Genomic DNA, 20,927 nt, shown 5'->3' with positions numbered 1-20,927 from the left:
AGCAGCGCGTCGCCATCGCCCGCGCGCTGGCGATGGACCCGAAGCTGATGCTGTTCGACGAGCCGACCTCGGCCCTCGACCCGGAGCTGGTCGGCGACGTCCTCGACGTCATGCGCGACCTCGCCGAGTCCGGCATGACGATGGTCGTCGTCACCCACGAGATGGGCTTCGCCCGCGAGGTAGGCGACAGCCTGGTCTTCATGGACGGCGGTGTGGTCGTCGAGTCGGGCAACCCGCGCGAGGTCCTGACCAACCCGCAGCACGAGCGGACGCAGGCGTTCCTGTCCAAGGTGCTGTAGCGGTACGGCACGCGTGAGGAGGGGCGGTACGGGATTCCCGTACCGCCCCTCCTCGTACCTGTGCGCTCAGGGCAACAGCGCGGGATTCAGCGCCAGTTGCCGCAGCTGAGGCTGGGTCAGCGGGTAGGTGAACATCGTCCGGTACGGTGCCCCGCCCTGGGCGTCGACCCAGGACGTGACGGTCAGGACGGTGCCGTCCTTCGACGTCAGCTGAGCCGTCAAGGCGTACGAGAACTCGGGCAGTCTCTTGTCAGGCGACCGCCAGGTCTTCAGCTGTCCTCCTCCGGGCACCTTCTCCGTGACGCAGTCGGCCACCCCCTTCGGAGCAGGCGTGGGGCAGGCGACGCGGGCCGTCCCGGACGGCTTGCGCACGACGACCGTGAGGTAGCCGACACCTGCGCCCCGGGTGACGGAGTACGCCCCGTCGTAAGGCCCGACCCCGCGCTCCCCCCGCACGAGCCTGCCCTCCAGGCCCACGTAGCCCTGTGCGACCTCGCGCACCCTGCCCACCCCGGCGGGCAGCAGCTTCGCGAAGCCGGCCGTCCCCGCGCGGGCCCCCGAGCTGCCGACGCCGGAGCCGGTCGCGTTCTGCCCCCCGGTCCCGCCCGGCAGGACCCCCGTCCCGAGGACGACTCCCCCGGCGACCACGACCGCCACCGCGCCCGTGACCGCCACCCGCCGCCGGCGCCGTAGCGCTGCGGCCCGCGCGAAGACGCTCTCACTGCTGCGGGCGACCGGGGGTTCGACCGTGTCGACCGCGTGCCCCAGCAGATCCCGCACCGTGTCCTGCTCGTTCATACGAATTCCTCCCGCACCGCGGCCCGCAGCGCCGCGAGTCCCCTCGCCGTGTGGCTCTTGACCGTGCTCTCCCGCATCCCCAGCAGCTCTGCGGTCGCCGCGACGCCGAGGTCCTCCCAGTAGCGCAGCACCAGCACCGCCCGCTGCTTCGGCGGCAGCGCGGCGAGCGCGGCGCGGACCACGAGACCGGTGTCCCGGTCCGTCGACCGGGCCGCCACGTCGGGCAGCTCGCCGTAGGCGCGCTCCCGCCGCCAGAACCGGCGCCGCCCCGCGATGAAGGTGTTGACCAGCGTCTTGCGCGCGTAGGCCTCCAGGTTGTCCAGCCGCCCGTGCCGGCGCGCCCCGAGGACGACCTTGACGAGCGTCGTCTGGACGAGGTCGTCGGCCTCGTCGCGGTCGCCGCACAGCAGGAGTGCGCTGCGGAACAACGCCGTCCGTCTTCCCTCGACGAAGGCGTGCAGAGCCGCTTCCGCGCCCCGCGCCATCCCTCCCCCTCTCCCGGTCCGTCCGGCGGCGGACCGTCTCACCCTTCCAGTGCGGTGGGGAGCCCCTCGGGACGCAGCGGACGCCCACGAGATTTCGGAGGCCTTGCTTCCGGCGCATGCGTAATACCCTGGGAGCATCCTCAGCAGTTACCCGGCCGCGTCCACGACGCGTGCGCGACCATCGAGCCCCTGGTAAGGACGACAAGTGGAGCTTGCCCATTACTCGGATTACGCCGTGCGTCTCGTCAACAGCGAGGACCCGGCCCGGGGCAAGGACGCGCTGACCTCGGTCGAGGCCGTCCGCGCGCTCTTCGGCGCCAGCCGGTCGGCCGCCCGCCGCGCCACCGACGCGGACGTCACCCGGTTCCGGTCGGTCCGCGGCCGGCTGCGCGCGGTCTTCGAGGCGGCCGACGAGGGCGACGAGACCCTCGCGGTGGACCTGCTGAACTCGCTGCTGCTGGAGTTCCCGGTGAGCCCGCAGATCTCCGGCCACGACGTCCGCGACGACGACGGCCGTCCGCTGTGGCACATGCACCTGGCCGACCACCCCTCGAACGCGACGGCGGGGTACGCGGCGATCGCCGCCATGGGGCTGGCCTTCCACCTGACGGAGCACGGCGTGGACCGGCTCGGCCTGTGCGAGGCGAGCCCGTGCCGCAACGCCTACCTCGACACGTCGACCAACCGCTCCCGGCGCTACTGCTCCGACCGCTGCGCCACCCGCGCCAACGTGGCCGCCTACCGCGCCCGCAAGCGCCTGGAGACGGACCGGACGCCCCCGACCGGCCGCGCGGCCGACAGCGCCCAGCGCAGCACCGCCAGCGGCGAGCTCTGATCCCGCCGCCGCGGGCGGTAGCGCAGCCGCACCCTGCCGAGGACCAGCTCGTCGGGCACCGTGCCGTAGTCCGTGCTGTCGCCGCCCGCGAAGGCGTTGTCGCCGAGCACCCACCAGCCGCCCTCGCGGCGCTCCGCGGCCCGTTTGACGACGAGCAGGTCCTGCTGGAAGGGATGCCGCAGCACCACCACGTCACCGGGCCGCACCCGGGCGCCGTAGTGCACCACGAGCTGATCCCCGTGGTGGAGCGTGGGCACCATGGACGGGCCGGTCACCTCGGCCAGCCCGAAGGGCGCGGCGGCCCTCCCCCGCTCGGTGTCCTGCGACGGTTCCGGCATGCCCGGCACCTCCCCGGTCCGTTCCTCCACCAGTCTCAGTCTGACCCCGGACTTTTGTCCTAAGCCCAAGGGGGCACCCGCGAAAAGCCGTCCGGCAGGGAGTAATGTCCCACCTGAGAAGACGATCACGAGGAAGGAACGCTCCATGCTTTCCCGCCTGTTTGCCCCCAAGGTCAAGGTCAGCGCGCACTGCGACCTGCCCTGCGGCGTGTACGACCCGGCCCAGGCCCGCATCGAGGCGGAGTCGGTGAAGGCCGTGCAGGAGAAGATGGCCGCCAACGACGACCCGCACTTCCAGGCGCGCGCCACCGTCATCAAGGAGCAGCGCGCAGAGCTCGCGAAGCACCACGTCTCCGTGCTGTGGAGCGACTACTTCAAGCCCCCGCACTTCGAGAAGTACCCGGAGCTGCACCAGCTGGTCAACGACACCCTGAAGGCCCTGTCGGCCGCCAAGGCCTCGACGGACCCGAAGACCGGTGAGAAGGCCCTGGAGCTCATCGCCCAGATCGACAAGATCTTCTGGGAGACGAAGAAGGCCTGACCTTCTTCACGCTGTTCTGACCTGCGTTTCTTTCAGCCGCAGCGTCACTCTCCCCGCACCCGGCCCGCAGGCCGCCGCACCTCGGCGGCCGTCCGCGGTCCGGGTGCGGTGCGTTGTGCGTCATGTTCTCCGGCGAACCGTCCGCGGCCCCGCCCGGCGGGGGCGGGCGGCGCTGCCCGCCCGCGCCGGTCAGACCTCGCGCCAGCGGGGCCGGGCCCGGTCCGTCGTGTCGGCCTCGCCCGCCTCCAGCAGCCCCGCCGCGGCGCCCACGATGCGCGGATCCGGGGTGCCGACGACTTCCTCGTCCTTGTCGGTGTAGGAGAACCGGGCGAGCACGCTGCGCATGGCCTCCACGCGGGCGCGCTTCTTGTCGTTGCTCTTGACCACGGTCCAGGGCGCGTACGCCGTGTCCGTGTCGTGGAACATGGCGACCTTGGCCTCGGTGTAGTCGTCCCAGCGATCCAGCGAGGCGAGGTCCATCGGGCTCAGCTTCCACTGCCGCACGGGGTCGATCCGGCGGATGGTGAAGCGGGTGCGCTGCTCGCTCTGCGACACCGAGAACCAGAACTTCACCAGGTCGACGCCGTCGTCCACGAGCATCCGCTCGAACATCGGCGCCTGGCGCGCGAAGCGCCGGTACTCGTCGTCGGAGCAGAAGCCCATGACCCGCTCGACCCCGGCCCGGTTGTACCAGGACCGGTCGAAGAGGACGATCTCGCCCGCGGTCGGCAACTGCTCGACATACCGCTGGAAGTACCACTGCCCCCGCTCCCGCTCGGTCGGCTTCTCCAGGGCCACCACCCGGGCGCCCCGCGGGTTGAGGTGCTCGGTGAACCGCTTGATGGTGCCGCCCTTGCCGGCCGCGTCGCGCCCCTCGAAGACGATGACGAGTCTGCGTCCCGTGTCCTTGATCCAGCTCTGCAGCTTCAGCAGCTCGATCTGCTGGAGCCGCTTGTGCCAGTCGTACTCCCGGCGTTCCATGCGCTGCGCATAGGGGTAGTTCTCCCGCCAGGTGTCGACCGGGGTCCCGTCAGGCCTGATGAGAAGGGGTTCGTCGTGATCGCTGTAGTCGACTCGCAGGTCGGCCAGTTCGGACAGCGGGGGCGGTATCGCCATGCCCTCTACCTCCCGGTCTCGGACCTCGGGCCCACGTGTGGACGGCGAGGTGACCAGCCATGCGTTCACCATGCGCCCGCCGCCGCCCCGGCGCACCCCGAAGGGCCGCGGCCCCGGCCCGGTGGCCGGAGTCCCGCGGCGTCGATCCGCCCACAGGAGAGCACGGGCCCGTGTACGCGAGGCGAACCGCAGGCGAAGCCCGCCCGGCGCCCCGCGCCCACCGGGCGCGTCACCGTGCCATGCTGGCAGGGTGAAACGGGAGGACCTGGTCAGACTGCGGCAGGCACGGGACCGCATGGACCGTGAGTACGCCGAACCGCTCGACGTCGCCGCGCTCGCGCGCACCGCGCTGATGTCCTGCGGCCACTTCCAGCGCAGCTTCCGCGAGGCCTACGGCGAGACGCCGTACAGCTACCTCATGACCCGCAGGGTCGAGCGCGCCAAGGCCCTGCTGCGCCGGGGCGACCTCAGCGTGACCGAGGTGTGCATGGCGGTCGGCTGCACCTCGCTCGGCTCGTTCAGCGCCCGGTTCACCGAGCTGGTCGGCGAGACCCCGAGCGCGTACCGGGCGCGGTCGCACGAGCCGAGCGCGGTCATCCCGCCGTGCGTGGCCCGCAAGTTCACCCGCCCGCGACGCTCCGGACCTCCCCTACGCCCGTAAGGCTGGACACCATGGACCTGCTGCTGCACCAGTGCTTCATCGCCGTCGACGACCACGACAAGGCCGTGTACTTCTACCGTGACGTCCTCGGGCTGGAGGTCCGCAACGACGTCGGCTTCGAAGGGATGCGCTGGGTGACGCTCGGCTCACCGCTCCAGCCGGACGTCAGCGTCGTGCTGGAGCCGCCGGGCGCCGATCCCGACGCCTCCCCCGCCGACAAGGACGCGCTGGCCCGGCTGCTCGCCAAGGGTCTGCTGCGCGGGGTCATCTTCTCCACCGCCGACTGCGACGCCCTGCACGCACGCGTGCGGGAGGCCGGCGTCGAGGTGCTGCAGGAGCCGACCGACCAGCCGTACGGGGTGCGCGACTGCGCGTTCCGCGATCCGGCCGGGAACCTGCTGCGGTTCATGGAGCGCAAGGACGGCGTCGGGCGTCCCGGCGTGTGAGCAAGCCTCCGCTCGCGGGGAGGCCGCGCCTACGATCGGCTCATGAGCACCCCGGCCGCCCGCCCCGCCCCCGCCGTCCGCTGGACGTACGCCTTCGTCGACCGGCCCGCCCGCCGCTTCGCGCGGGCGTGCGCCTTCTGGACCGCGGTCACCGACACCGAGCTGTCCGGACTGCGCGGCGACGAGGGTGAGTTCGTCACGCTGGTGCCGGGGGGCGGCGCGGACGCCTGTGTGAAGGTCCAGGGGGTGGCGGACGGCGACGGCGGCGCGCATCTCGACCTCGCCGTCGAGGACGTGCCCGGATTCGCGGCCGGGGCGACGCGGCTGGGGGCGACGACGGCCGCCGCGCACGAGGGATGGTCCGTGCTGCGCTCCCCCGGCGGGCTGTCGTTCTGCGCGGTGCCGTGGCAGGGGGAGGCGAAACGGCCGCCCGTGGTGGCCGACAGCCGGCTGGACCAGGTGTGCCTGGACCTCGCGCCGTCCGTGTTCGACGCCGAAGTCGCCTTCTGGAGCGCGCTGCTGCCCGACTGGACGTCCCGGCCGGGCTCACGGTCCGAGTTCCACGTGGTCGAACCGCCGGCCGGGCTGCCGATCCGCATCCTGCTCCAGCGGCTCGACGAGGAGCGCCCCGACGGCGCGGACCCGGCCTCGGCCCATCTCGACCTCGCGTGCGGGCCGGACGTCGACGCGGTGCGCGTCCGTCATGAGCGGCTCGGCGCGCTGCTGGTCGCCCGCGAGCCGCACTGGACGGTGATGCGCGACCCGGCCGGCGGGCTGTACTGCCTGACCGGACGCGACGCGGAGACGGGCGGGCTGCCGCGGACGGCCTCCTGACCTGCCGTCGGCCCGGGTCCGCCCGCCCGGCAGCGGGCGGCGGGCCGCGGGCGTGCGTCGCCCGGAGTCACGAGGCGGGGGCGGCGGGGGTCTCGGGCTTCTGCTCGGGCTCGGCGACGGCGTCCGCGTACGCCTCGCACTCCTCGTTGTGGCACGGCCCCGCCGTCCAGCGCGGCACCCACGCCCCCAGCGTCTTGTGCCGCTGGACGACAGATTGCACGGGCTGCCCACAGGCGGGACACACGCGTTGTTCCCTGTCCATGCCCTCAGAGTAGGACGGCCAGGGCGCGAGCGCTCCCCGCGTGCACCGGTGGGTCAGCGCGCCCGGTCGTAGGTGCGCACCACGGCGCCGTTGCCGAAGGAGCGCACGTCGACGAGGGCGAAGGGGGCGACGTCGCAGTCGGCGGCGCCGAACATCGGCATGCCGGAGCCGTAGACGAACGGGTACGTCTTGATCACCAGCTGGTCGATCTCGTCGAACAGCTCCCCCGCCAGACGGGAGCCGCCGCACAGGTAGATGTCGAGGCCGCCGTTTTGCGCCTTCAGCTCGCGCACCGTGTCGAGCAGCCCCTCCCCGACGATCTCGACCTCCGGGCTCGGCGAGGCGGCGATGGTGCGGGAGGCGACGTACTGGCGCAGATGGGCGTACGGGCTGACGTGGCCCTCCTTCAGCGCCAGGTCATAGCTGGCCCGGCCCTGGATGATCGTGTCGAACCGCTTGTTCTCCAGGTCGTCGAAGCCCAGGGCGCGCCGGCCGGGCGTCGGCACGGTCTCCGGATACTCGGCCTTCAGGAAGTCCAGGAACTCCTCGTCGACGTACGCGTACATCGCCGTGGCGTCGCCCGTGGCGTCTCCGATGAAGCCGTCGACGGAGCAGGCGATGTAGTACGTGAGCTTTCGCAAGTGGGTCTCTTTCCGTAGGCTGCGTGAACCACTCCAGTTGTAGTACTTCAGGTGTAGTGGTTGCAAGGGATTACGCGCCGCGGTCCGGGAATCGCGACAAGTGAGAGAGAAGGTTCCGCATGGCCGGAAATCCGGAGCGCCGGGCGGCCCTGGTCGACGCCGGGGTCGAGGTGCTCGCCCTCGAAGGGGCGAGGGGGCTGACGTTCCGTGCGGTGGACTCGGCGGCCGGGGTGCCGGTGGGCACCGCCTCCAACTACTTCACCGGACGGGACGACCTGCTCCGGCAGATCGACGCCCGGCTGCACGTCCGGCTGGCGCCCGACCCCGAGGTGCTCGGCGCCCTGATGACACGGCCGCGCGACCGCTCGCTGGTCGCCGCGTTCATGCACGACCTGATGGCCCGCGCGACCCGGGACCGGACGGGCTACCTCGCTCTGATGGAGATGCGCGTGGAGGCGACCCGGCGTCCCGAACTGCGGTCCTCCTTCACCGCGTCGGTGCGCGGCGATCTCCAGGAGGGGATGGACTTCCACCGTGCGGCGGGGCTGCCCGGCGGCGACGAGACCGTGGTGGTGCTCTACCTCGCGATGCTCGGCCTGCTCCTGGAACACCTCACCCTGCCGGCCGTCCTGGACGGCGTCCTGCCCGGCGTCTCGGCGCCGGACGGGCTGATCGACCGCATCGTGGCCACGGTCGTCCCGGAGCAGCCCTGACACCCTGAGAGCGCCCGTCCCGACGGGGCCCACGGCCCGGCGGGGCCCGACGGCCCGACGCACCTCCGGGGCCCGCCGACGGCCGCCTACGGACACGCCGGGGCGCGGAACACGACGGTCTTCCCGACCCACCGCACTCCGCGCCCCGGCGCCCCGATCCCCGGCCGTGCCCCCCTTCGTCCCGGCCGTGCTCCCCGCCTTCGCCTCAGCGTTGGCCTCCCGTTCCTCCCGACGGTGGTCCCCCTTTTCGCCCCGGCCGTGGTCCGCCCCTTCGTCCCGGCGCTGCGGCTCGGGCCCCGGCCCTTGCGGCTCGTCTAGGCGGTGCGCCGGGTCACGAACTCGGCCAGCGACAGCAGACCGCCCGCCGACTCCGGGTCCGGGACGGCGCGGGTCAGTTCGTGCAGGGCACGGGACATCCGGTCCGCCGCCTGCTCCTGCGCCCAGGCACGGCCGCCGGCCCGTTCGACGGCCAGCGTCGTGCGGTCCAGGTCGGCCGGCCGGTAGGGCGCCGCGTACAGCTCGGCCAGCTCTGCGGCCTCCGGGGTGCCCGAGGTGAGTGCGGCGACCACCGGCAGGGACTTCTTGCGGGACGCGAGGTCGGCGCCGGCCGGCTTGCCGGTCTGGCGCGGGTCCCCCCAGACGCCGATGACGTCGTCGATGAGCTGGAAGGCGAGTCCGGCCTCCCTGCCGAACGCGTCCAGCGCGTCGACGTCCGCTTCCGCCGCCCCTGCGTACAGCGCGCCCACCGCACAGGCGCAGCCGAGCAGCGCGCCCGTCTTCGCCTCGGCCATCGCGAGCACCTCGTCGAGGGTGATCTCGGTGGGACCGCGTCTCTCCATGGCCGTGTCCGCCTGCTGGCCGGCGCAGAGCTCCACCACACAGGCCGCCACGCGAGCGGCGGCCGCCGCCGAGGCGGGGTGCGGGTCCGCGGCGAGCATCCCGAGTGCGAGGGCCTGCAGAGCGTCCCCGGCGAGGATCGCGTCGGCGTCGCCGAACACGGTCCAGGCGGTGGGGCGGTGGCGGCGGGTGGTGTCCCGGTCCATCACGTCGTCGTGCAACAGCGTGAAGTTGTGGACCAGTTCGACCGCCGCGGCGGCCCGGACGGCCGCCGCGCGGGCCGCGGGGCCGCCGAGCGCGGCGGCCGCGGCGAGCACGAGGGCCGGGCGGATCGCCTTGCCCGCGTTGCCCGCCGCCGGGGCGCCGTCCGCGTGCTGCCAGCCGAAGTGGTGGAGCGCGACCCGCCGCAGGGAGCCGGGCAGCGAGTCGATCGCCGAGCGCAGTTCCGGATCGACCGCGGCCCGGGACTCCTCCAGCACGGCCGCCGCCTCCTGCCCGTCGGCCGGCCCCGCATCGCCGTCGTCCTGACTTCCGGCGGCCCCCCGCCCTTCCCGCGCCCCGCCTCGCTGCCGCCTGACGGCGGAGGTCACCGCCAGCGGCCGATCTCGACGTTCTCCAGGACGCCCAGCGCGTCCGGCACCAGGACGGCGGCCGAGTAGTAGGCCGTGACCAGGTACTTGATGATGGCCTGTTCGTTGATGCCCATGAACCGCACGGACAGGCTCGGCTCGATCTCGTCCGGCAGGCCCGACTGGCGCAGCCCGATGACGCCCTGGTCCTGCTCGCCCAGACGCATCGCGATGATCGAGCTGGTGCGGGCCTCGCTGACCGGGATCTTGTTGCACGGGTAGATCGGCACCCCGCGCCAGGTCGGGATCCGGTTGCCGCCGACGTCGATCGTCTCGGGGACGAGTCCGCGCTTGTTGAGCTCGCGGCCGATCGCGGAGATGGCGCGCGGGTGGGCGAGCAGCATCTTGGTGCCGCGCCGCCTGCTGAGGAGTTCGTCCAGGTCGTCGGGGCTGGGCACGCCGTCGTGCGGCTGGAGCCGCTGGTCGTACTCGCAGTTGTGGAGCAGCCCGAACTCCCGGTTGTTGACGAGCTCGTGCTCCTGGCGCTCCTTGAGCGCCTCGACCGTCAGCCGCAACTGCTGCTCGGTCTGGTTCATCGGCTGGTTGTACAGGTCGGCCACGCGTGAGTGGATGCGCAGGACGGTCTGCGCGATGCTCAGTTCGTACTCGCGGGGCCTCGCGTCGTAGTCGACGAAGGTGTGCGGGATGTCCTGCTCGCCGGCGTGGCCCGCGGCGAGGTCGACCTCCTTCTCGCCGTACCGGTTGGTGCGCTGCTCGGGGATCGCGCGCAGCTGCCGCAGATGCTCGCCCAGCGACTCGGCGCGCTCGGCGACCTGCTCGACGTCCTGCCGGGTGAGGACCAGCACCGTGCAGGCGGTGTCGGCGCGGGCCGTGTACTCCCAGATGGCGTCCGCGTCGAGCAGCGACTGGTCGCCGAAGTACGCGCCGTCGGCGAGCACTCCGAGCACCTGGTCGTCGCCGTAGGGGCCGGTGCCGACCTTCTCCACACGGCCGTGCGCCAGCAGGTAGACCTCCTCGCTCTGGCTGCCGAAGGAGGCGATCACCTCGCCGGGGCCGAACTCCCGCTGCCGGCAGCGCTGGGCGAGCTCCGCCAGCACCTCCTCGTCCTCGTAGGAACGCAGTGCGGGCAGTTCGCCCAGCTCCGCCGGGATGACCTCGACGCGGTCGCCGGTCTTGACGAACGTGATGCGGCCGTCGCCCACCGCGTACGTCAGACGCCGGTTGACCCGGTACGTCCCACCCTGCACATCCACCCAGGGCAGGGTCCGCAGCAGCCAGCGAGAGCTGATCTCCTGCATCTGCGGCGCGGACTTGGTCGTGGTGGCCAGGTTCCGCGCGGCCGCGGTGCCGAGGCTCTGCTGCGGCTTGCCCGACTCCGTGCGGACCTCTTCGCCTACCGACATGAGAAATGCCCTCCCGATTCATGCACGGGCGCCGAACTGCGCCGGTGCACTCCGTTCACGCGGCAAGCCTTCCATCACGGTGTGTGCTCGTGCTATTACCCGAAAGAGCGGGAATGGATCAACGCGGGCCTGGGAAGAAGCACGTTTCACCGAACGATGTTCGACAATGGGCGGGTGACCGACCTGCACCCCCGTCTGCCCTCTCCGCTCCAGGAGGTGAGCGACGACCGGTTCGCCCGGCACGGCGTGCGGCTGCTGCTCAAGCGGGACGACCTGATCCATCCCGAGCTGATCGGCAACAAGTGGCGCAAGCTCGCGCCCAACCTGGAGCGGGCGGCCGGCCGGACGCTCCTCACGTTCGGCGGCGCCTACTCCAACCACCTGCGCGCCACGGCCGCCGCCGGGCGCCTCCTGGGGCTGCCGACGGTCGGCGTGGTGCGCGGCGACGAGCTGGCCGGCCGGCCGCTGAACCCCTCGCTGACCCGGTGCGCGGCGGACGGGATGCGCCTGCACTTCGTGGACCGTGCGACGTACCGCCGCAAGACCGAGCCGGACACCCTCGCGGCCGTCCTGCGGGCGGCCGGCGTCGAGGACGCGTATGTCGTCCCCGAGGGCGGCAGCAACGCGGCGGCGGTCCGCGGCTGCCGGGCGCTCGGCGAGGAACTGCGCGGCCGCGCCGACGTCGTCGCCCTCGCGTGCGGCACGGGCGGCACGCTCGCAGGCGTGGCCGCCGGTCTCGCCCCCGGCCCACGGGCGCTCGGCATACCGGTCCTCAAGGGGGGCTTCCTGGGCGAGGAGATACGGACCTTGCAGGAGGAGGCGTTCGGGGGCCGGCGAGGCGACTGGAAGCTCGACGAGCGGTTCCACTTCGGCGGATACGCCCGGGTCACCCCCGAGCTGGAGGCCTTCGCGGCGGACTTCGAACGCCGCCACGGCCTGCCGGTCGAACGTCTCTATGTCGCCAAGTCGCTCTATGCCCTGGTCGCGCTGGCCGAGGAGGGGGCCTTCACCCCCGGGACGCGCCTCGCGGCCGTCGTCACGGGCTCGCCGTTCGCCTCCTGAGAGCCGGCTCGCCCGCCCGGACGCGCCTCCCGTCCGCGCGGGCCGGTCAGGCCGTCTCCCGGAACGCCGCCGCCTCCTCCAGGTCGAGCCGGCGCAGCAGCGTGCGCAGCATCTCGTCGTCGATGTGCCGGCCGTCGCGCAGCCGGACGAACACCTCTCGCTCGGCGCTGATCATCTCCCGCGACAGCCGCCGGTAGGTGTCGTCGACGGTCTCCCCCGTGACGGGGTTGACCTGCCCGAGGCGCTCCCACACGGCGTTGCGGCGGCGTTCCAGGACGCTGCGCAGCCGGTCGGCGAGCGGCGGCGGCAGGGCGTTGCGCTCGTCGGCCAGCAGGGCGTCCAGCCGCTCCTCGGCGACCCGTGAGGCCTGCGCCTGCGCGTTGGCCTCGGCGAGCGTCGCGGCCTGCGGGTCGGCCTCGGGGAACTTCAGCAGGCGGATCAGCGGCGGCAGCGTCAGGCCCTGCACGACCAGCGTGCCGATGACGGTCGTGAAGGTGAGGAACAGGATGAGGTTGCGGTGCGGGAAGGGCGCGTCGCCGTCCTCGACGGTGAGCGGGATGGAGAAGGCGATGGCGAGCGACACCACGCCCCGCATGCCGGCCCAGGCGATGACGATCGGTCCGCGCCAGGTCGGGTCGTCCTCCCGCGCACGGATGCGCGCCGACACCATCCGCGGGAGGAAGGTCGCCGGGTACACCCACAGGAAACGCGCCGCGACGACCACGAGGAAGAGGGCGACGGCGTACCAGGCGGCCTCCACGCCCTCGTAGTCGCCGAGGCCGCGCAGCACCACCGGGAGCTGGAGACCGATCAGCGCGAACACGGCCGACTCCAGGACGAAGGCGACCATCTTCCACACCGCCTCCTCCTGGAGGCGGGTCGCGAAGTCGACCTCCCACGCGCGGTGGCCCAGGTACAGCGCCACGACGACCACGGCGAGCACCCCGGAGGCGTGGAACTGCTCGGCGGCCGCGTAGGCGACGAACGGGATCAGCAGGGAGAGCGTGTTCTGCAGGAGGGGTTCCTTGAGGTGGGTGCGCAGCCAGTGCAGCGGGGCCATCAGGATCAGCCCCGCGGCGACCCCGCCGACCGCCGCGACCAGGAACTCCTCGATGCCGCCGCCCCACGAGGCGCCCTCGCCGACCACGACCGCGAGGGCCACCTTGTAGGCGGTGATCGCGGTGGCGTCGTTCAGCAGCGACTCGCCCTGGAGGATGGTGGTGATCCTCGACGGCAGGCCGACCCGGCGGGCCACCGCGGTGGCCGCGACCGCGTCCGGGGGCGCCACCACCGCGCCCAGCACGAGCGCCGCCGTCAGCGGCAGCCCGGGGACGAGGAGGTAGGCGGCCCAGCCGACGGCGAACGTCGCGAAGAGCACGTACCCGACCGACAGCAGCGCCACCGGCCGGAGCTGGGCGCGCAGGTCCAGGTAGGAGCTGTCGGAGGCCGAGGTGTAGAGCAGCGGCGGCAGCAGGAGCGGCAGGACGACCTCCGGGTCCAGGGTGTAGTCCGGGACTCCGGGCAGGTAGGACACCGCCAGGCCCACGGCCACCAGCAGCAGCGGTGCGGGGGCGGGGGTGCGCCGGGCCGCCGCCGCGACCGCCGCACTGCCGGCCACGAGCAACAGCAGTGGCATCACGTCCATGTCTCGCCGCTTTCTTTTCCGCGCGGTCGTCCGCACACCCGTCGTAATCTGGCAATCATGAAACAGTGCACGCACGCCGACGCGCTGCCCGACCCCGAACCCGTCCCGCTCGGTGAGACGTGTCCCGAGTGTCTGCGCGACGGCACCCACCCGGTACAGCTGCGGCTGTGCATGACGTGCGGCCACGTCGGCTGCTGCGACTCCTCGCCGAGCCGGCACGCCACGGAGCACCACAAGGAGTCCGGTCACCCGGTGATGCGCACGTTCGAGCCGGGCGAGGACTGGCGCTGGTGCTTCGTCGACCACGTCCTCGTCTGACCCCTGCGGCGGAGCCGTCCGCGGCCGGTCCGTCGCCGCGCGAACTTCCCGGGCGGCGTGTGCGTTGAACTCATGAGACGTCCCGGTCGCCGGGCGGGTACGGTTCGACCGTCCGACGCCTGGGTACGTCAACCCGGCGCGCCTTCTTCCCCTTTGGCTCCGCACACCCCCTAGACACGGAGCGTGTTCACAGCTTTACTGTGAGTGACGCCAGGGGGTTGGGGTCCCGGGGACAGGAAACGTGAGAGCGCGATAGCGTCACCGCTGCACCACACACGCGTTACCCCCGGGGGGCGACCCTCGGCCCCGAAAAGCTTGTACCACCTTGGAGGTGAGGGTGTCCCAGATCGCAGGCGAGCCCGCGACCCAGGACTTCGTGGAAGTCCGGCTGCCGGCTGCGGGTGCCTACCTGTCGGTGCTGCGGACGGCCACAGCCGGCCTCGCGGCCCGTTTGGACTTCACCCTGGACGAGATCGAGGACCTGCGCATCGCGGTGGACGAGGCATGCGCGATCCTGCTCCAGCAGGCCGTGCCCGGCTCGGTGCTCAGTTGCGTCTTCCGCCTCGTCGACGACTCGCTCGAAGTCACCGTCTCGGCGCCGACCACGGACGGCCACGCCCCTTCGCGGGACACCTTCGCCTGGACCGTCCTGTCCGCCCTCGCGGGCAAGGTGTCCTCCGCCGTCGACGAGGACAAGACCGTGTCGATCAGCCTCTACAAACAGCGCGGCGCGGGACCCGGTCCGGCGTGAGGAACGGGGACGGGCCGGTGCGGGACGAAGAGCGCGGCACACAGGAGCTGCCGGCCGGGAGCGCCGACGTGCCAGTCTCTCCGGACGGTTCCCGACACCTGGCGGACAACATCGACGGCATTCCCGAGCAGGCCCGGCCGCATCCGGAGGACGACTCGTCATCCGTGCAGGCGAGCACGCCGGACGATGCCGGGCAGGGCTCGCCCCGGGAGGGGCGGATCGGGGGCTCGCCCCCGGGCCGAGCGCAGGCGAGGGCTCGACAGAGGGCGACGGGCGGGACAATGAGCGAGCACGAGCGAGACGGCGAGCAGAGCGTGCCGGGCACACAGCACACACCCTCGCCCGCGTCGGCGACCGACCGCAGCGGGGCGCGGGCGATGTTCGTCGAGCTGCGGCAGCTGGACGACGGCAGCCCCGAGTACGCGGAGATGCGCAACCGGCTGGTCCGCATGCATCTGCCGCTGGTCGAGCACCTCGCGCGCCGCTTCCGCAACCGCGGCGAGCCGCTGGACGACCTCACCCAGGTCGCCACCATCGGCCTGATCAAGTCGGTCGACCGTTTCGACCCGGAGCGCGGCGTGGAGTTCTCCACGTACGCGACCCCGACGGTCGTCGGCGAGATCAAGCGGCACTTCCGCGACAAGGGCTGGGCGGTCCGGGTGCCGCGCAGACTCCAGGAGCTGCGCCTCGCGCTGACCACCGCGACGGCCGAGCTGTCGCAGCAGCACGGCCGCTCCCCCACGGTGCACGAGCTCGCCGAGAAGCTGGCGATCTCGGAGGAGGAGGTCCTGGAGGGCCTGGAGTCCGCGAACGCGTACTCCACCCTGTCGCTGGACGTCCCCGACACCGACGACGAGTCGCCCGCGGTCGCGGACACCCTCGGCGCGGAGGACGAGGCGCTGGAGGGCGTCGAGTACCGGGAGTCGCTCAAGCCGCTCCTGGAGGACCTGCCGCCCCGGGAGAAGCGGATCCTGCTGCTGCGGTTCTTCGGCAACATGACGCAGTCGCAGATCGCCCAGGAGGTCGGCATCTCGCAGATGCACGTCTCCCGGCTGCTGGCCCGCACCCTGGCCCAGCTGCGGGAGAAGCTGCTCGTCGAGGAGTAGCGGCTCGTCGAGGAGCGACGGCCGCCCCGCGGCCGCTGCGCCGCGCTCTACTCCGGTGTGCGGCCGGGCCCCCGGATCCCGAGGGCCCGGGTCGTCTCCCCGTTGACCAGCAGCACGAGCGAGGCGACCGCGACGGCGGCCAGCGCGATGCCCGCCGGGATGGCCATGCTCTCGGCCTGCAGCAGGTTGTAGGCCACCGGCAGCGCCATGATCTGCGTGATGACGGCGGGTCCCCGGCTCCAGCTGCGCAGACCCCACAGGCCGCGCGCGGCGAGCAGGGGCAGCAGTGCGAGCACGATCAGCGTGATCCCGCCGGTGACGGCCTGTTGACGGTCGTCCGGGTCCGCGGAGATCCCGAGGACGAGCATCCAGATCCCGCCGACCACCAGCGCCAGCCCTTCGAGGGCGGCGAGCGCGGCGGCGTACGTCAGCCGGCGCGGGCGGGGTTCTGCGGTCTCCGGGGCTGCGGGGGTCTGCTCACTGCTCACCCCTGAAGAGTAGCCCGCACGGTCGGCGCTCCCGGGGTCCGCCCAGGTCCGCGCAGGTCCGGCCGTGTCGAGGCTCACCCCGCGATCTCTTACCCGATCCCCACCTCGGCCTGTGCCCGGTACCGCCCAGTAGGTACCCTGCAACTCATGCGTGCACTTCTCGTGGTCAATCCGGCGGCAACCACCACCAGTGCACGGACGCGTGACGTCCTCATCCACGCGCTCGCCAGCGAGATGAAACTCGAGGCGGTCACCACCGAATACCGCGGGCACGCGCGCGACCTGGGCCGGCAGGCCGCCGAGAGCGGCAACGTCGACCTGGTGGTGGCCCTCGGCGGGGACGGCACGGTCAACGAGGTCGTGAACGGTCTGCTGCACGCCGGTCCGGATCCGGAGAACCTGCCCGGTCTCGCGGTGGTCCCCGGCGGTTCCACCAATGTCTTCGCCCGGGCCCTGGATCTGCCCAACCACCCCGTGGAGGCCACCGGCGCCCTGCTGGACGCGCTGCGTGAGGGCCGTGAACGCACGGTCGGTCTGGGGCTTGCGGCCGGCACGCCCGGCACCGACGACGAGGCGGTGCCCTCGCGCTGGTTCACCTTCAACGCCGGGCTGGGTTTCGACGCCGGAGTGGTGGGGCGGGTGGAGCAGCAGCGGGAACGCGGCAGGAAATCCACGCACGCTCTTTACATTCGCCAGGCCGTGCGCCAGTTGTTGGGCGAATCACAGCGCCGGCACGGTTCGATCACCCTGGAGCGGCCGGACGCCGAACCGGTGACGGGTTTGGTGCTTTCCATAGTCTGCAACACGGCTCCGTGGACCTATCTGGGCAATCGCCCGGTGTACGCGTCACCTAAGGCCTCGTTCGATACCGGGCTCGACGTACTCGGTCTCAGCCGTCTGTCCACGGCCTCGGTTGCCCGATATGGCACCCAGTTGCTCACTTCGTCCCCCGAGCGGGGACCCCAGGGAAAGCATGCGGTCTCCCTGCACGACCTGGACCAGTTCACCTTGCATTCGAAGGTCCCGTTGCCCCTCCAGATGGACGGTGACCACCTGGGGCTGCGAACCAGCGTGACGTTCACAGGCGTACGCCGTGCACTGCGTGTGATTGTGTGAGCAGAAAGGGCTGAAGTCCTTTCACTCGAACGTTTAGGCCAGGATCCACCCCATGGAAGTACGGCTGTGACCTAGTCGACACCGAGGAATCAAAAAAAACTTTCCGGTAGGGGTTGTATCCGCCGCTGAGGTTTGCGAGTCTCTACGTGGCGATCGGGACAGCCCGCAACACCGGCATCCACTGATCACCGGAACCCCTCTTCACACACAGGACCAACGCCAGTGCGTCTGGCTGGTGGCCCTTCACTTGTTGAGGGATTCGTGAAAGCGTTCACATTCACAAGCAACCTGCATGTAATACCAAGGAGAGGTAGCAGCCATGGACTGGCGTCACAACGCCGTTTGCCGCGAGGAAGACCCCGAGCTCTTCTTCCCCATCGGCAACACCGGTCCTGCGCTGCTGCAGATCGAGGAAGCCAAGGCCGTCTGCCGTCGCTGCCCGGTTATGGAGCAGTGTCTGCAGTGGGCGCTCGAGTCCGGCCAGGACTCCGGCGTCTGGGGTGGTCTCAGCGAGGACGAGCGCCGTGCCATGAAGCGTCGCGCCGCCCGCAACCGGGCCCGCCAGGCAACCGCCTGACGACACCCGCCCCGCAAGCCTGAGCTTGGCGGCGCGTACAGCGAGTACGCATCTCCCGCCCCCGAGCCGCAGCGCGCAGTACCCCCGATGCGCAGCACACGCTGGCAACGAGCATTCGAGCCCCGGACCCCTGAACGGTCCGGGGCTTCGTGCTGTGCGCGGTCCGCCGGCGGGCTTCGCCCGGCGCGCCCGCCGCACGGCTCACTTGTGCGCGCGCACCGGGATGTCGAGGATCACCCGTGTCCCGCCGTCGGGAGCGGGAACCATGTCGAAACTCCCGCCCAACTCCCCCTCCACCAGCGTCCGCACGATCTGCAGGCCCAGGTTGCCCGAGGTGTGCGGGTCGAAACCGGGGGGCAGGCCGACGCCGTCGTCCTGGACGGTGACGAGGAGCCGGGCCTCCTTGGCAGTGCCGCCGCGGACGGCCGAGACCTCGACCGTGCCGGTGTCGCCCTCGCGGAAACCGTGCTCCAGGGCGTTCTGCAGGATCTCGGTGAGGACCATGGAGAGCGGGGTGGCGACCTCTGCGTCCAGGATGCCGAAGCGTCCGCTGCGCCGGCCGGCGACCTTGCCCGGGGAGATCTCGGCGACCATCGCCAGCACCCGGTCGGCGATGTCGTCGAACTCCACCCGCTCGTCCAGGTTCTGGGACAGCGTCTCATGGACGATGGCGATCGAGCCGACCCGGCGGACCGCCTCCTCCAGGGCCTCCCGGCCGCGTTCCGACTCGATGCGCCGGGCCTGCAGCCGCAACAGGGCGGCCACCGTCTGAAGGTTGTTCTTCACCCGGTGGTGGATCTCCCGGATGGTCGCGTCCTTGGTGATCAACTCACGTTCGCGGCGGCGCAGTTCGGTGACGTCGCGCAGCAGGACCAGCGCGCCGATGCGGGTGCCCTTGGGCTTGAGCGGGATGGCCCGGAACTGGATGACCCCGTCGTTGGCCTCGATCTCGAACTCGCGGGGCGCCCAGCCGCTGGCGACCTTGGCCAGGGCCTCGTCCACCGGGCCCCGGGTCGGGGCGAGTTCGGCGGTGGTCAGGCCGAGATGCTGGCCGACCAGGTCGGAGGCGAGGCCCATCCGGTGGTACGCGGAGAGCGCGTTCGGGGAGGCGTACTGGACGAGGCCCTCGCCGTCGACCCGGATCAGGCCGTCGCCGACGCGTGGGGCGGCGTCCATGTCCATCTGCTGGTCGGGGAACGGGAAGGAGCCGGCCGCGATCATCTGCGCGAGGTCGGAGGCGCTCTGCAGGTAGGTCAGTTCCAGCCGGCTCGGGGTGCGCACGGTGAGCAGGTTGGTGTTGCGGGCGATGACGCCGAGGACGCGGCCCTCCCGCCGCACGGGGATCGACTCGACCCGGACGGGGACCTCTTCGCGCCACTCCGGGTCGCCCTCGCGCACGATACGACCCTCGTCCAGCGCGGCGTCCAGCAGCGGACGGCGGCCGCGGGGCACGAGGTGGCCGACCATGTCGTCCTGGTAGGACGTGGGGCCGGTGTTGGGGCGCATCTGGGCGACGGAGACGTAGCGCGCGCCGTCACGGGTGGGCACCCACAGGACCAGGTCGGCGAAGGAGAGGTCGGAGAGCAGCTGCCACTCCGAGACCAGCAGGTGCAGCCACTCGAGGTCGGAGTCGTCGAGCGCGGTGTGCTGGCGTACGAGTTCGTTCATGGAGGGCACGTCCGTGAGCGTACCCGGGCAGCCGGAGTGTCCGAAAAAACACCCGCGGGCCGCGGCGCCTGAGAGGGACCCTCAACCCTCCCGGCACCGCAGCCCGGAGCAATATCGGCCGCGGGGTGTGCGGTCCCGTCGGCCGAAGGTGAGGACCGGGGCAGTCAGGGCAGAGAGCTCCGGGTCCTCGGTCCGCCTTCCTGTGCGGGGAAGACGGAGGTCTGCGTCATGCTCCCCGCCATTGTGGACTAGACCACTAAGGGTGTCCATGCGGGAGAGCTTGTTCGTCGTTGTGGGTATGCGGATGCCCTGACATCCATCACGCAGCCTAGCCTGTGCGGGTTCCCCTGCGGGGCGGATGCGCGGGGCAATTTCCCCGGCCGGCTCCGGCCCGGCCCCGCCCGGCCGTCACCCCCGCCCTCAGACGCTGACGGGAGCTCCCCGTTCTGTTAGATTGAGCCCATCAGATTGGTCTAAACCACATAGCCCTTCCGGGCCCTTGGAGCCCCTCTCAGAACGGCAGGCCAGCGTGGAAGTTGTCATCGTTGCGGACGCCCGGTCGGGCGGCGAGATCATCGCCGAGGCCATGGCCCAGCTCCTTCGGCGCAAGCCGGACGCGCTGCTCGGCGTGGCCACCGGTTCCACCCCGCTGCCCGTCTACGAGGCGCTGGCCGCCCAGGTGCGCGCCGGCGCCGTGGACACCGCGCGCGCCCGGATCGCCCAGCTCGACGAGTACGTGGGCCTGCCCGCCGAGCACCCCGAGTCCTACCGCTCGGTGCTGCGGCGCGAGGTGCTGGAGCCACTGGGCGTGAAGATGGAGGCGTTCCTCGGTCCCGACGGCACGGCCGAGGACGTGCAGGCCGCCTGCGAGGCCTACGACCGGGCGCTGGCCGCGGCCGGCGGGGTGGACCTCCAGCTGCTCGGGATCGGCACCGACGGGCACATCGGGTTCAACGAGCCGTGCTCGTCGCTGCGCTCGCGGACCCGCATCAAGACGCTGACCGAACAGACCCGGGCGGACAACGCGAGGTTCTTCGACTCGGACGTCGACCAGGTCCCGCACCACGTCATCACCCAGGGGATCGGGACGATCCTGGAAGCCCGGCACGTGGTGCTGCTCGCCACCGGCGAGGGCAAGGCGGACGCGGTCGCCGCCTCGGTCGAGGGGCCGGTCGCCGCCGTCTGCCCGGCCTCCGCGCTGCAACTGCACCCGCACGCCACGGTCGTCGTCGACGAGGCCGCCGCGTCCAAGCTGAAGCTCGCGGACTACTTCCGGCACACCTACGCCCACAAGCCGTCGTGGCAGGGCATCTGAGCCGGAGTCCCGCTGCCGCCGCACACCGCGATCGCCACGACGAGGAAGGCGCCGGTCCCCCACCCCGGCCCGGCGCCGACCA

25 protein-coding genes are annotated in these 20,927 nt (G+C 71.9%); 14 read left to right on the top strand and 11 right to left on the bottom strand.

All coding sequences use genetic code 11. The features are described 5' to 3' along the window. Positions 1–299: AAA family ATPase (locus ABT300_RS29020; RefSeq protein ID WP_502978013.1), on the top strand; the 299-nt coding region annotated here is incomplete at its 5' end. Between the two features lie 66 nt (positions 300–365). On the opposite strand, the gene ABT300_RS29015 is transcribed toward ABT300_RS29020, so the two are convergent. Together ABT300_RS29015 and ABT300_RS29010 are read right to left on the bottom strand one after the other, a co-directional pair. Further along, a complete protein-coding gene (locus tag ABT300_RS29015) occupies positions 366–1,097 on the bottom strand; it encodes a hypothetical protein (protein WP_351681672.1) in 732 nt (243 codons plus the stop codon). After that, on the bottom strand, positions 1,094–1,582 hold the full coding sequence (locus ABT300_RS29010; RefSeq protein ID WP_351681669.1) for a sigma-70 family RNA polymerase sigma factor: 489 nt from the start codon (positions 1,580–1,582) through the stop codon (positions 1,094–1,096). Before ABT300_RS29010 ends, ABT300_RS29015 begins: the two co-directional genes overlap by 4 nt. 205 nt (positions 1,583–1,787) lie before the next feature. Here ABT300_RS29010 and ABT300_RS29005 point away from each other — a divergent pair, with 205 nt between their 5' ends. Continuing rightward, positions 1,788–2,417, top strand: a complete 630-nt coding sequence (locus ABT300_RS29005) for a CGNR zinc finger domain-containing protein (protein WP_351681666.1) — start codon at positions 1,788–1,790, stop codon at positions 2,415–2,417. Here the strand turns inward: ABT300_RS29005 and sodX are convergent. Then, positions 2,321–2,755, bottom strand: coding sequence for a nickel-type superoxide dismutase maturation protease (gene sodX, locus ABT300_RS29000; protein WP_351681663.1), 435 nt, complete (start codon positions 2,753–2,755; stop codon positions 2,321–2,323). The two genes, ABT300_RS29005 and sodX, sit on opposite strands and share 97 nt — an antisense overlap. Positions 2,756–2,900: 145 nt before the next feature. Here sodX and sodN point away from each other — a divergent pair, with 145 nt between their 5' ends. Beyond that, a complete protein-coding gene (sodN, locus tag ABT300_RS28995; protein ID WP_057584215.1) occupies positions 2,901–3,296 on the top strand; it encodes a superoxide dismutase, Ni in 396 nt (131 codons plus the stop codon). 189 nt (positions 3,297–3,485) lie between these two features. On the opposite strand, the gene ppk2 is transcribed toward sodN, so the two are convergent. Beyond that, positions 3,486–4,412 carry a polyphosphate kinase 2 gene (gene ppk2 / locus ABT300_RS28990; RefSeq protein WP_351681660.1) on the bottom strand — a complete coding sequence of 309 codons (927 nt, stop codon included), beginning with the start codon at positions 4,410–4,412 and terminating at the stop codon, positions 3,486–3,488. A gap of 250 nt (positions 4,413–4,662) precedes the next feature. On the opposite strand from ppk2, the gene ABT300_RS28985 reads away from it, so the two are divergent. Genes ABT300_RS28985 through ABT300_RS28975 form a run of 3 tightly spaced genes read left to right on the top strand, consistent with a single transcriptional unit; the run spans position 4,663 to position 6,353 of the window. Continuing rightward, complete coding sequence (locus ABT300_RS28985; RefSeq protein ID WP_351681658.1) at positions 4,663–5,073, top strand: helix-turn-helix transcriptional regulator; 411 nt, start codon at positions 4,663–4,665, stop codon at positions 5,071–5,073. An 11-nt stretch (positions 5,074–5,084) separates the two neighbouring features. Further along, on the top strand, positions 5,085–5,519 hold the full coding sequence (locus tag ABT300_RS28980) for a VOC family protein (RefSeq protein ID WP_351681655.1): 435 nt from the start codon (positions 5,085–5,087) through the stop codon (positions 5,517–5,519). A gap of 42 nt (positions 5,520–5,561) precedes the next feature. Then, positions 5,562–6,353: a VOC family protein gene (locus ABT300_RS28975; RefSeq protein ID WP_351681653.1), complete on the top strand. Its 792-nt coding sequence runs from the start codon at positions 5,562–5,564 to the stop codon at positions 6,351–6,353. A 67-nt stretch (positions 6,354–6,420) separates the two neighbouring features. On the opposite strand, the gene ABT300_RS28970 is transcribed toward ABT300_RS28975, so the two are convergent. Together ABT300_RS28970 and ABT300_RS28965 are read right to left on the bottom strand one after the other, a co-directional pair. After that, positions 6,421–6,615 (bottom strand): hypothetical protein, encoded by a 195-nt coding sequence (locus tag ABT300_RS28970; RefSeq protein WP_351681651.1) that lies wholly within the window; start codon positions 6,613–6,615, stop codon positions 6,421–6,423. 53 nt (positions 6,616–6,668) lie between these two features. Continuing rightward, positions 6,669–7,256, bottom strand: coding sequence for a dihydrofolate reductase family protein (locus ABT300_RS28965; protein WP_351681648.1), 588 nt, complete (start codon positions 7,254–7,256; stop codon positions 6,669–6,671). Positions 7,257–7,375: 119 nt separating this feature from the next. Here ABT300_RS28965 and ABT300_RS28960 point away from each other — a divergent pair, with 119 nt between their 5' ends. Then, positions 7,376–7,969 carry a TetR/AcrR family transcriptional regulator gene (locus tag ABT300_RS28960; protein WP_351681645.1) on the top strand — a complete coding sequence of 198 codons (594 nt, stop codon included), beginning with the start codon at positions 7,376–7,378 and terminating at the stop codon, positions 7,967–7,969. Positions 7,970–8,283: 314 nt separating this feature from the next. Here ABT300_RS28960 and ABT300_RS28955 read toward each other — a convergent pair whose 3' ends face one another. Continuing rightward, a complete protein-coding gene (locus tag ABT300_RS28955) occupies positions 8,284–9,396 on the bottom strand; it encodes a family 2 encapsulin nanocompartment cargo protein polyprenyl transferase (RefSeq protein WP_351681642.1) in 1,113 nt (370 codons plus the stop codon). Beyond that, positions 9,393–10,799 carry a family 2B encapsulin nanocompartment shell protein gene (locus tag ABT300_RS28950; RefSeq protein ID WP_351681640.1) on the bottom strand — a complete coding sequence of 469 codons (1,407 nt, stop codon included), beginning with the start codon at positions 10,797–10,799 and terminating at the stop codon, positions 9,393–9,395. The genes ABT300_RS28955 and ABT300_RS28950 overlap by 4 nt, the downstream gene beginning before the upstream one ends. A 156-nt stretch (positions 10,800–10,955) precedes the next feature. Here ABT300_RS28950 and ABT300_RS28945 point away from each other — a divergent pair, with 156 nt between their 5' ends. Further along, positions 10,956–11,861: a 1-aminocyclopropane-1-carboxylate deaminase/D-cysteine desulfhydrase gene (locus ABT300_RS28945; RefSeq protein WP_351681638.1), complete on the top strand. Its 906-nt coding sequence runs from the start codon at positions 10,956–10,958 to the stop codon at positions 11,859–11,861. A 46-nt stretch (positions 11,862–11,907) separates the two neighbouring features. Here the strand turns inward: ABT300_RS28945 and ABT300_RS28940 are convergent, their stop codons facing one another. Then, on the bottom strand, positions 11,908–13,506 hold the full coding sequence (locus tag ABT300_RS28940; RefSeq protein WP_351681635.1) for a Na+/H+ antiporter: 1,599 nt from the start codon (positions 13,504–13,506) through the stop codon (positions 11,908–11,910). A gap of 57 nt (positions 13,507–13,563) precedes the next feature. Between ABT300_RS28940 and ABT300_RS28935 the strand changes: the two genes are divergently transcribed. The 3 genes from ABT300_RS28935 to ABT300_RS28925 all read left to right on the top strand — a co-directional run bounded on the left by ABT300_RS28935 (position 13,564) and on the right by ABT300_RS28925 (position 15,681). Continuing rightward, positions 13,564–13,824, top strand: coding sequence for a UBP-type zinc finger domain-containing protein (locus ABT300_RS28935; RefSeq protein ID WP_351681632.1), 261 nt, complete (start codon positions 13,564–13,566; stop codon positions 13,822–13,824). A gap of 337 nt (positions 13,825–14,161) precedes the next feature. Then, a complete protein-coding gene (locus ABT300_RS28930; protein ID WP_004925829.1) occupies positions 14,162–14,575 on the top strand; it encodes an ATP-binding protein in 414 nt (137 codons plus the stop codon). Beyond that, on the top strand, positions 14,572–15,681 hold the full coding sequence (locus ABT300_RS28925; protein WP_319278647.1) for an RNA polymerase sigma factor SigF: 1,110 nt from the start codon (positions 14,572–14,574) through the stop codon (positions 15,679–15,681). The genes ABT300_RS28930 and ABT300_RS28925 overlap by 4 nt, the downstream gene beginning before the upstream one ends. A gap of 47 nt (positions 15,682–15,728) precedes the next feature. Here the strand turns inward: ABT300_RS28925 and ABT300_RS28920 are convergent, their stop codons facing one another. Beyond that, positions 15,729–16,169, bottom strand: coding sequence for a hypothetical protein (locus ABT300_RS28920; RefSeq protein WP_351681629.1), 441 nt, complete (start codon positions 16,167–16,169; stop codon positions 15,729–15,731). Between the two features lie 147 nt (positions 16,170–16,316). On the opposite strand from ABT300_RS28920, the gene ABT300_RS28915 reads away from it, so the two are divergent. Both ABT300_RS28915 and ABT300_RS28910 read left to right on the top strand, forming a co-directional pair. Beyond that, positions 16,317–17,285 (top strand): diacylglycerol/lipid kinase family protein, encoded by a 969-nt coding sequence (locus ABT300_RS28915; protein WP_351681626.1) that lies wholly within the window; start codon positions 16,317–16,319, stop codon positions 17,283–17,285. A 319-nt stretch (positions 17,286–17,604) separates the two neighbouring features. Then, positions 17,605–17,862: a WhiB family transcriptional regulator gene (locus ABT300_RS28910; RefSeq protein WP_006380970.1), complete on the top strand. Its 258-nt coding sequence runs from the start codon at positions 17,605–17,607 to the stop codon at positions 17,860–17,862. Positions 17,863–18,063: 201 nt separating this feature from the next. On the opposite strand, the gene ABT300_RS28905 is transcribed toward ABT300_RS28910, so the two are convergent. Next, complete coding sequence (locus ABT300_RS28905; RefSeq protein ID WP_351681674.1) at positions 18,064–19,530, bottom strand: sensor histidine kinase; 1,467 nt, start codon at positions 19,528–19,530, stop codon at positions 18,064–18,066. Positions 19,531–20,059: 529 nt separating this feature from the next. Here ABT300_RS28905 and nagB point away from each other — a divergent pair. Continuing rightward, positions 20,060–20,845: a glucosamine-6-phosphate deaminase gene (gene nagB, locus ABT300_RS28900; protein ID WP_351681623.1), complete on the top strand. Its 786-nt coding sequence runs from the start codon at positions 20,060–20,062 to the stop codon at positions 20,843–20,845. The last annotated feature ends 82 nt before the right edge of the window (positions 20,846–20,927 follow it).

The organism is Streptomyces sp. NPDC001027, assembly GCF_040299045.1.
Taxonomy (GTDB): domain Bacteria; phylum Actinomycetota; class Actinomycetes; order Streptomycetales; family Streptomycetaceae; genus Streptomyces.
Note: the sequence above shows the minus strand (reverse complement) of the source record. Positions and strands in the feature narration are given on the sequence as shown.

Bases quoted from the DNA above. Each gene is read 5' to 3' on its own strand.
- ABT300_RS29015 (WP_351681672.1), bottom strand. From the start codon at position 1,097: ATGAACGAGCAGGACACGGTGCGGGATCTGCTGGGGCACGCGGTCGAC.
- ABT300_RS29010 (WP_351681669.1), bottom strand. From the start codon at position 1,582: ATGGCGCGGGGCGCGGAAGCGGCTCTGCACGCCTTCGTCGAGGGAAGA.
- sodX (WP_351681663.1), bottom strand. From the start codon at position 2,755: ATGCCGGAACCGTCGCAGGACACCGAGCGGGGGAGGGCCGCCGCGCCC.
- sodN (WP_057584215.1), top strand. From the start codon at position 2,901: ATGCTTTCCCGCCTGTTTGCCCCCAAGGTCAAGGTCAGCGCGCACTGC.
- ppk2 (WP_351681660.1), bottom strand. From the start codon at position 4,412: ATGGCGATACCGCCCCCGCTGTCCGAACTGGCCGACCTGCGAGTCGAC.
- ABT300_RS28980 (WP_351681655.1), top strand. From the start codon at position 5,085: ATGGACCTGCTGCTGCACCAGTGCTTCATCGCCGTCGACGACCACGAC.
- ABT300_RS28975 (WP_351681653.1), top strand. From the start codon at position 5,562: ATGAGCACCCCGGCCGCCCGCCCCGCCCCCGCCGTCCGCTGGACGTAC.
- ABT300_RS28970 (WP_351681651.1), bottom strand. From the start codon at position 6,615: ATGGACAGGGAACAACGCGTGTGTCCCGCCTGTGGGCAGCCCGTGCAA.
- ABT300_RS28960 (WP_351681645.1), top strand. From the start codon at position 7,376: ATGGCCGGAAATCCGGAGCGCCGGGCGGCCCTGGTCGACGCCGGGGTC.
- ABT300_RS28950 (WP_351681640.1), bottom strand. From the start codon at position 10,799: ATGTCGGTAGGCGAAGAGGTCCGCACGGAGTCGGGCAAGCCGCAGCAG.
- ABT300_RS28945 (WP_351681638.1), top strand. From the start codon at position 10,956: ATGTTCGACAATGGGCGGGTGACCGACCTGCACCCCCGTCTGCCCTCT.
- ABT300_RS28940 (WP_351681635.1), bottom strand. From the start codon at position 13,506: ATGGACGTGATGCCACTGCTGTTGCTCGTGGCCGGCAGTGCGGCGGTC.
- ABT300_RS28935 (WP_351681632.1), top strand. From the start codon at position 13,564: ATGAAACAGTGCACGCACGCCGACGCGCTGCCCGACCCCGAACCCGTC.
- ABT300_RS28915 (WP_351681626.1), top strand. From the start codon at position 16,317: ATGCGTGCACTTCTCGTGGTCAATCCGGCGGCAACCACCACCAGTGCA.
- ABT300_RS28910 (WP_006380970.1), top strand. From the start codon at position 17,605: ATGGACTGGCGTCACAACGCCGTTTGCCGCGAGGAAGACCCCGAGCTC.
- ABT300_RS28905 (WP_351681674.1), bottom strand. From the start codon at position 19,530: ATGAACGAACTCGTACGCCAGCACACCGCGCTCGACGACTCCGACCTC.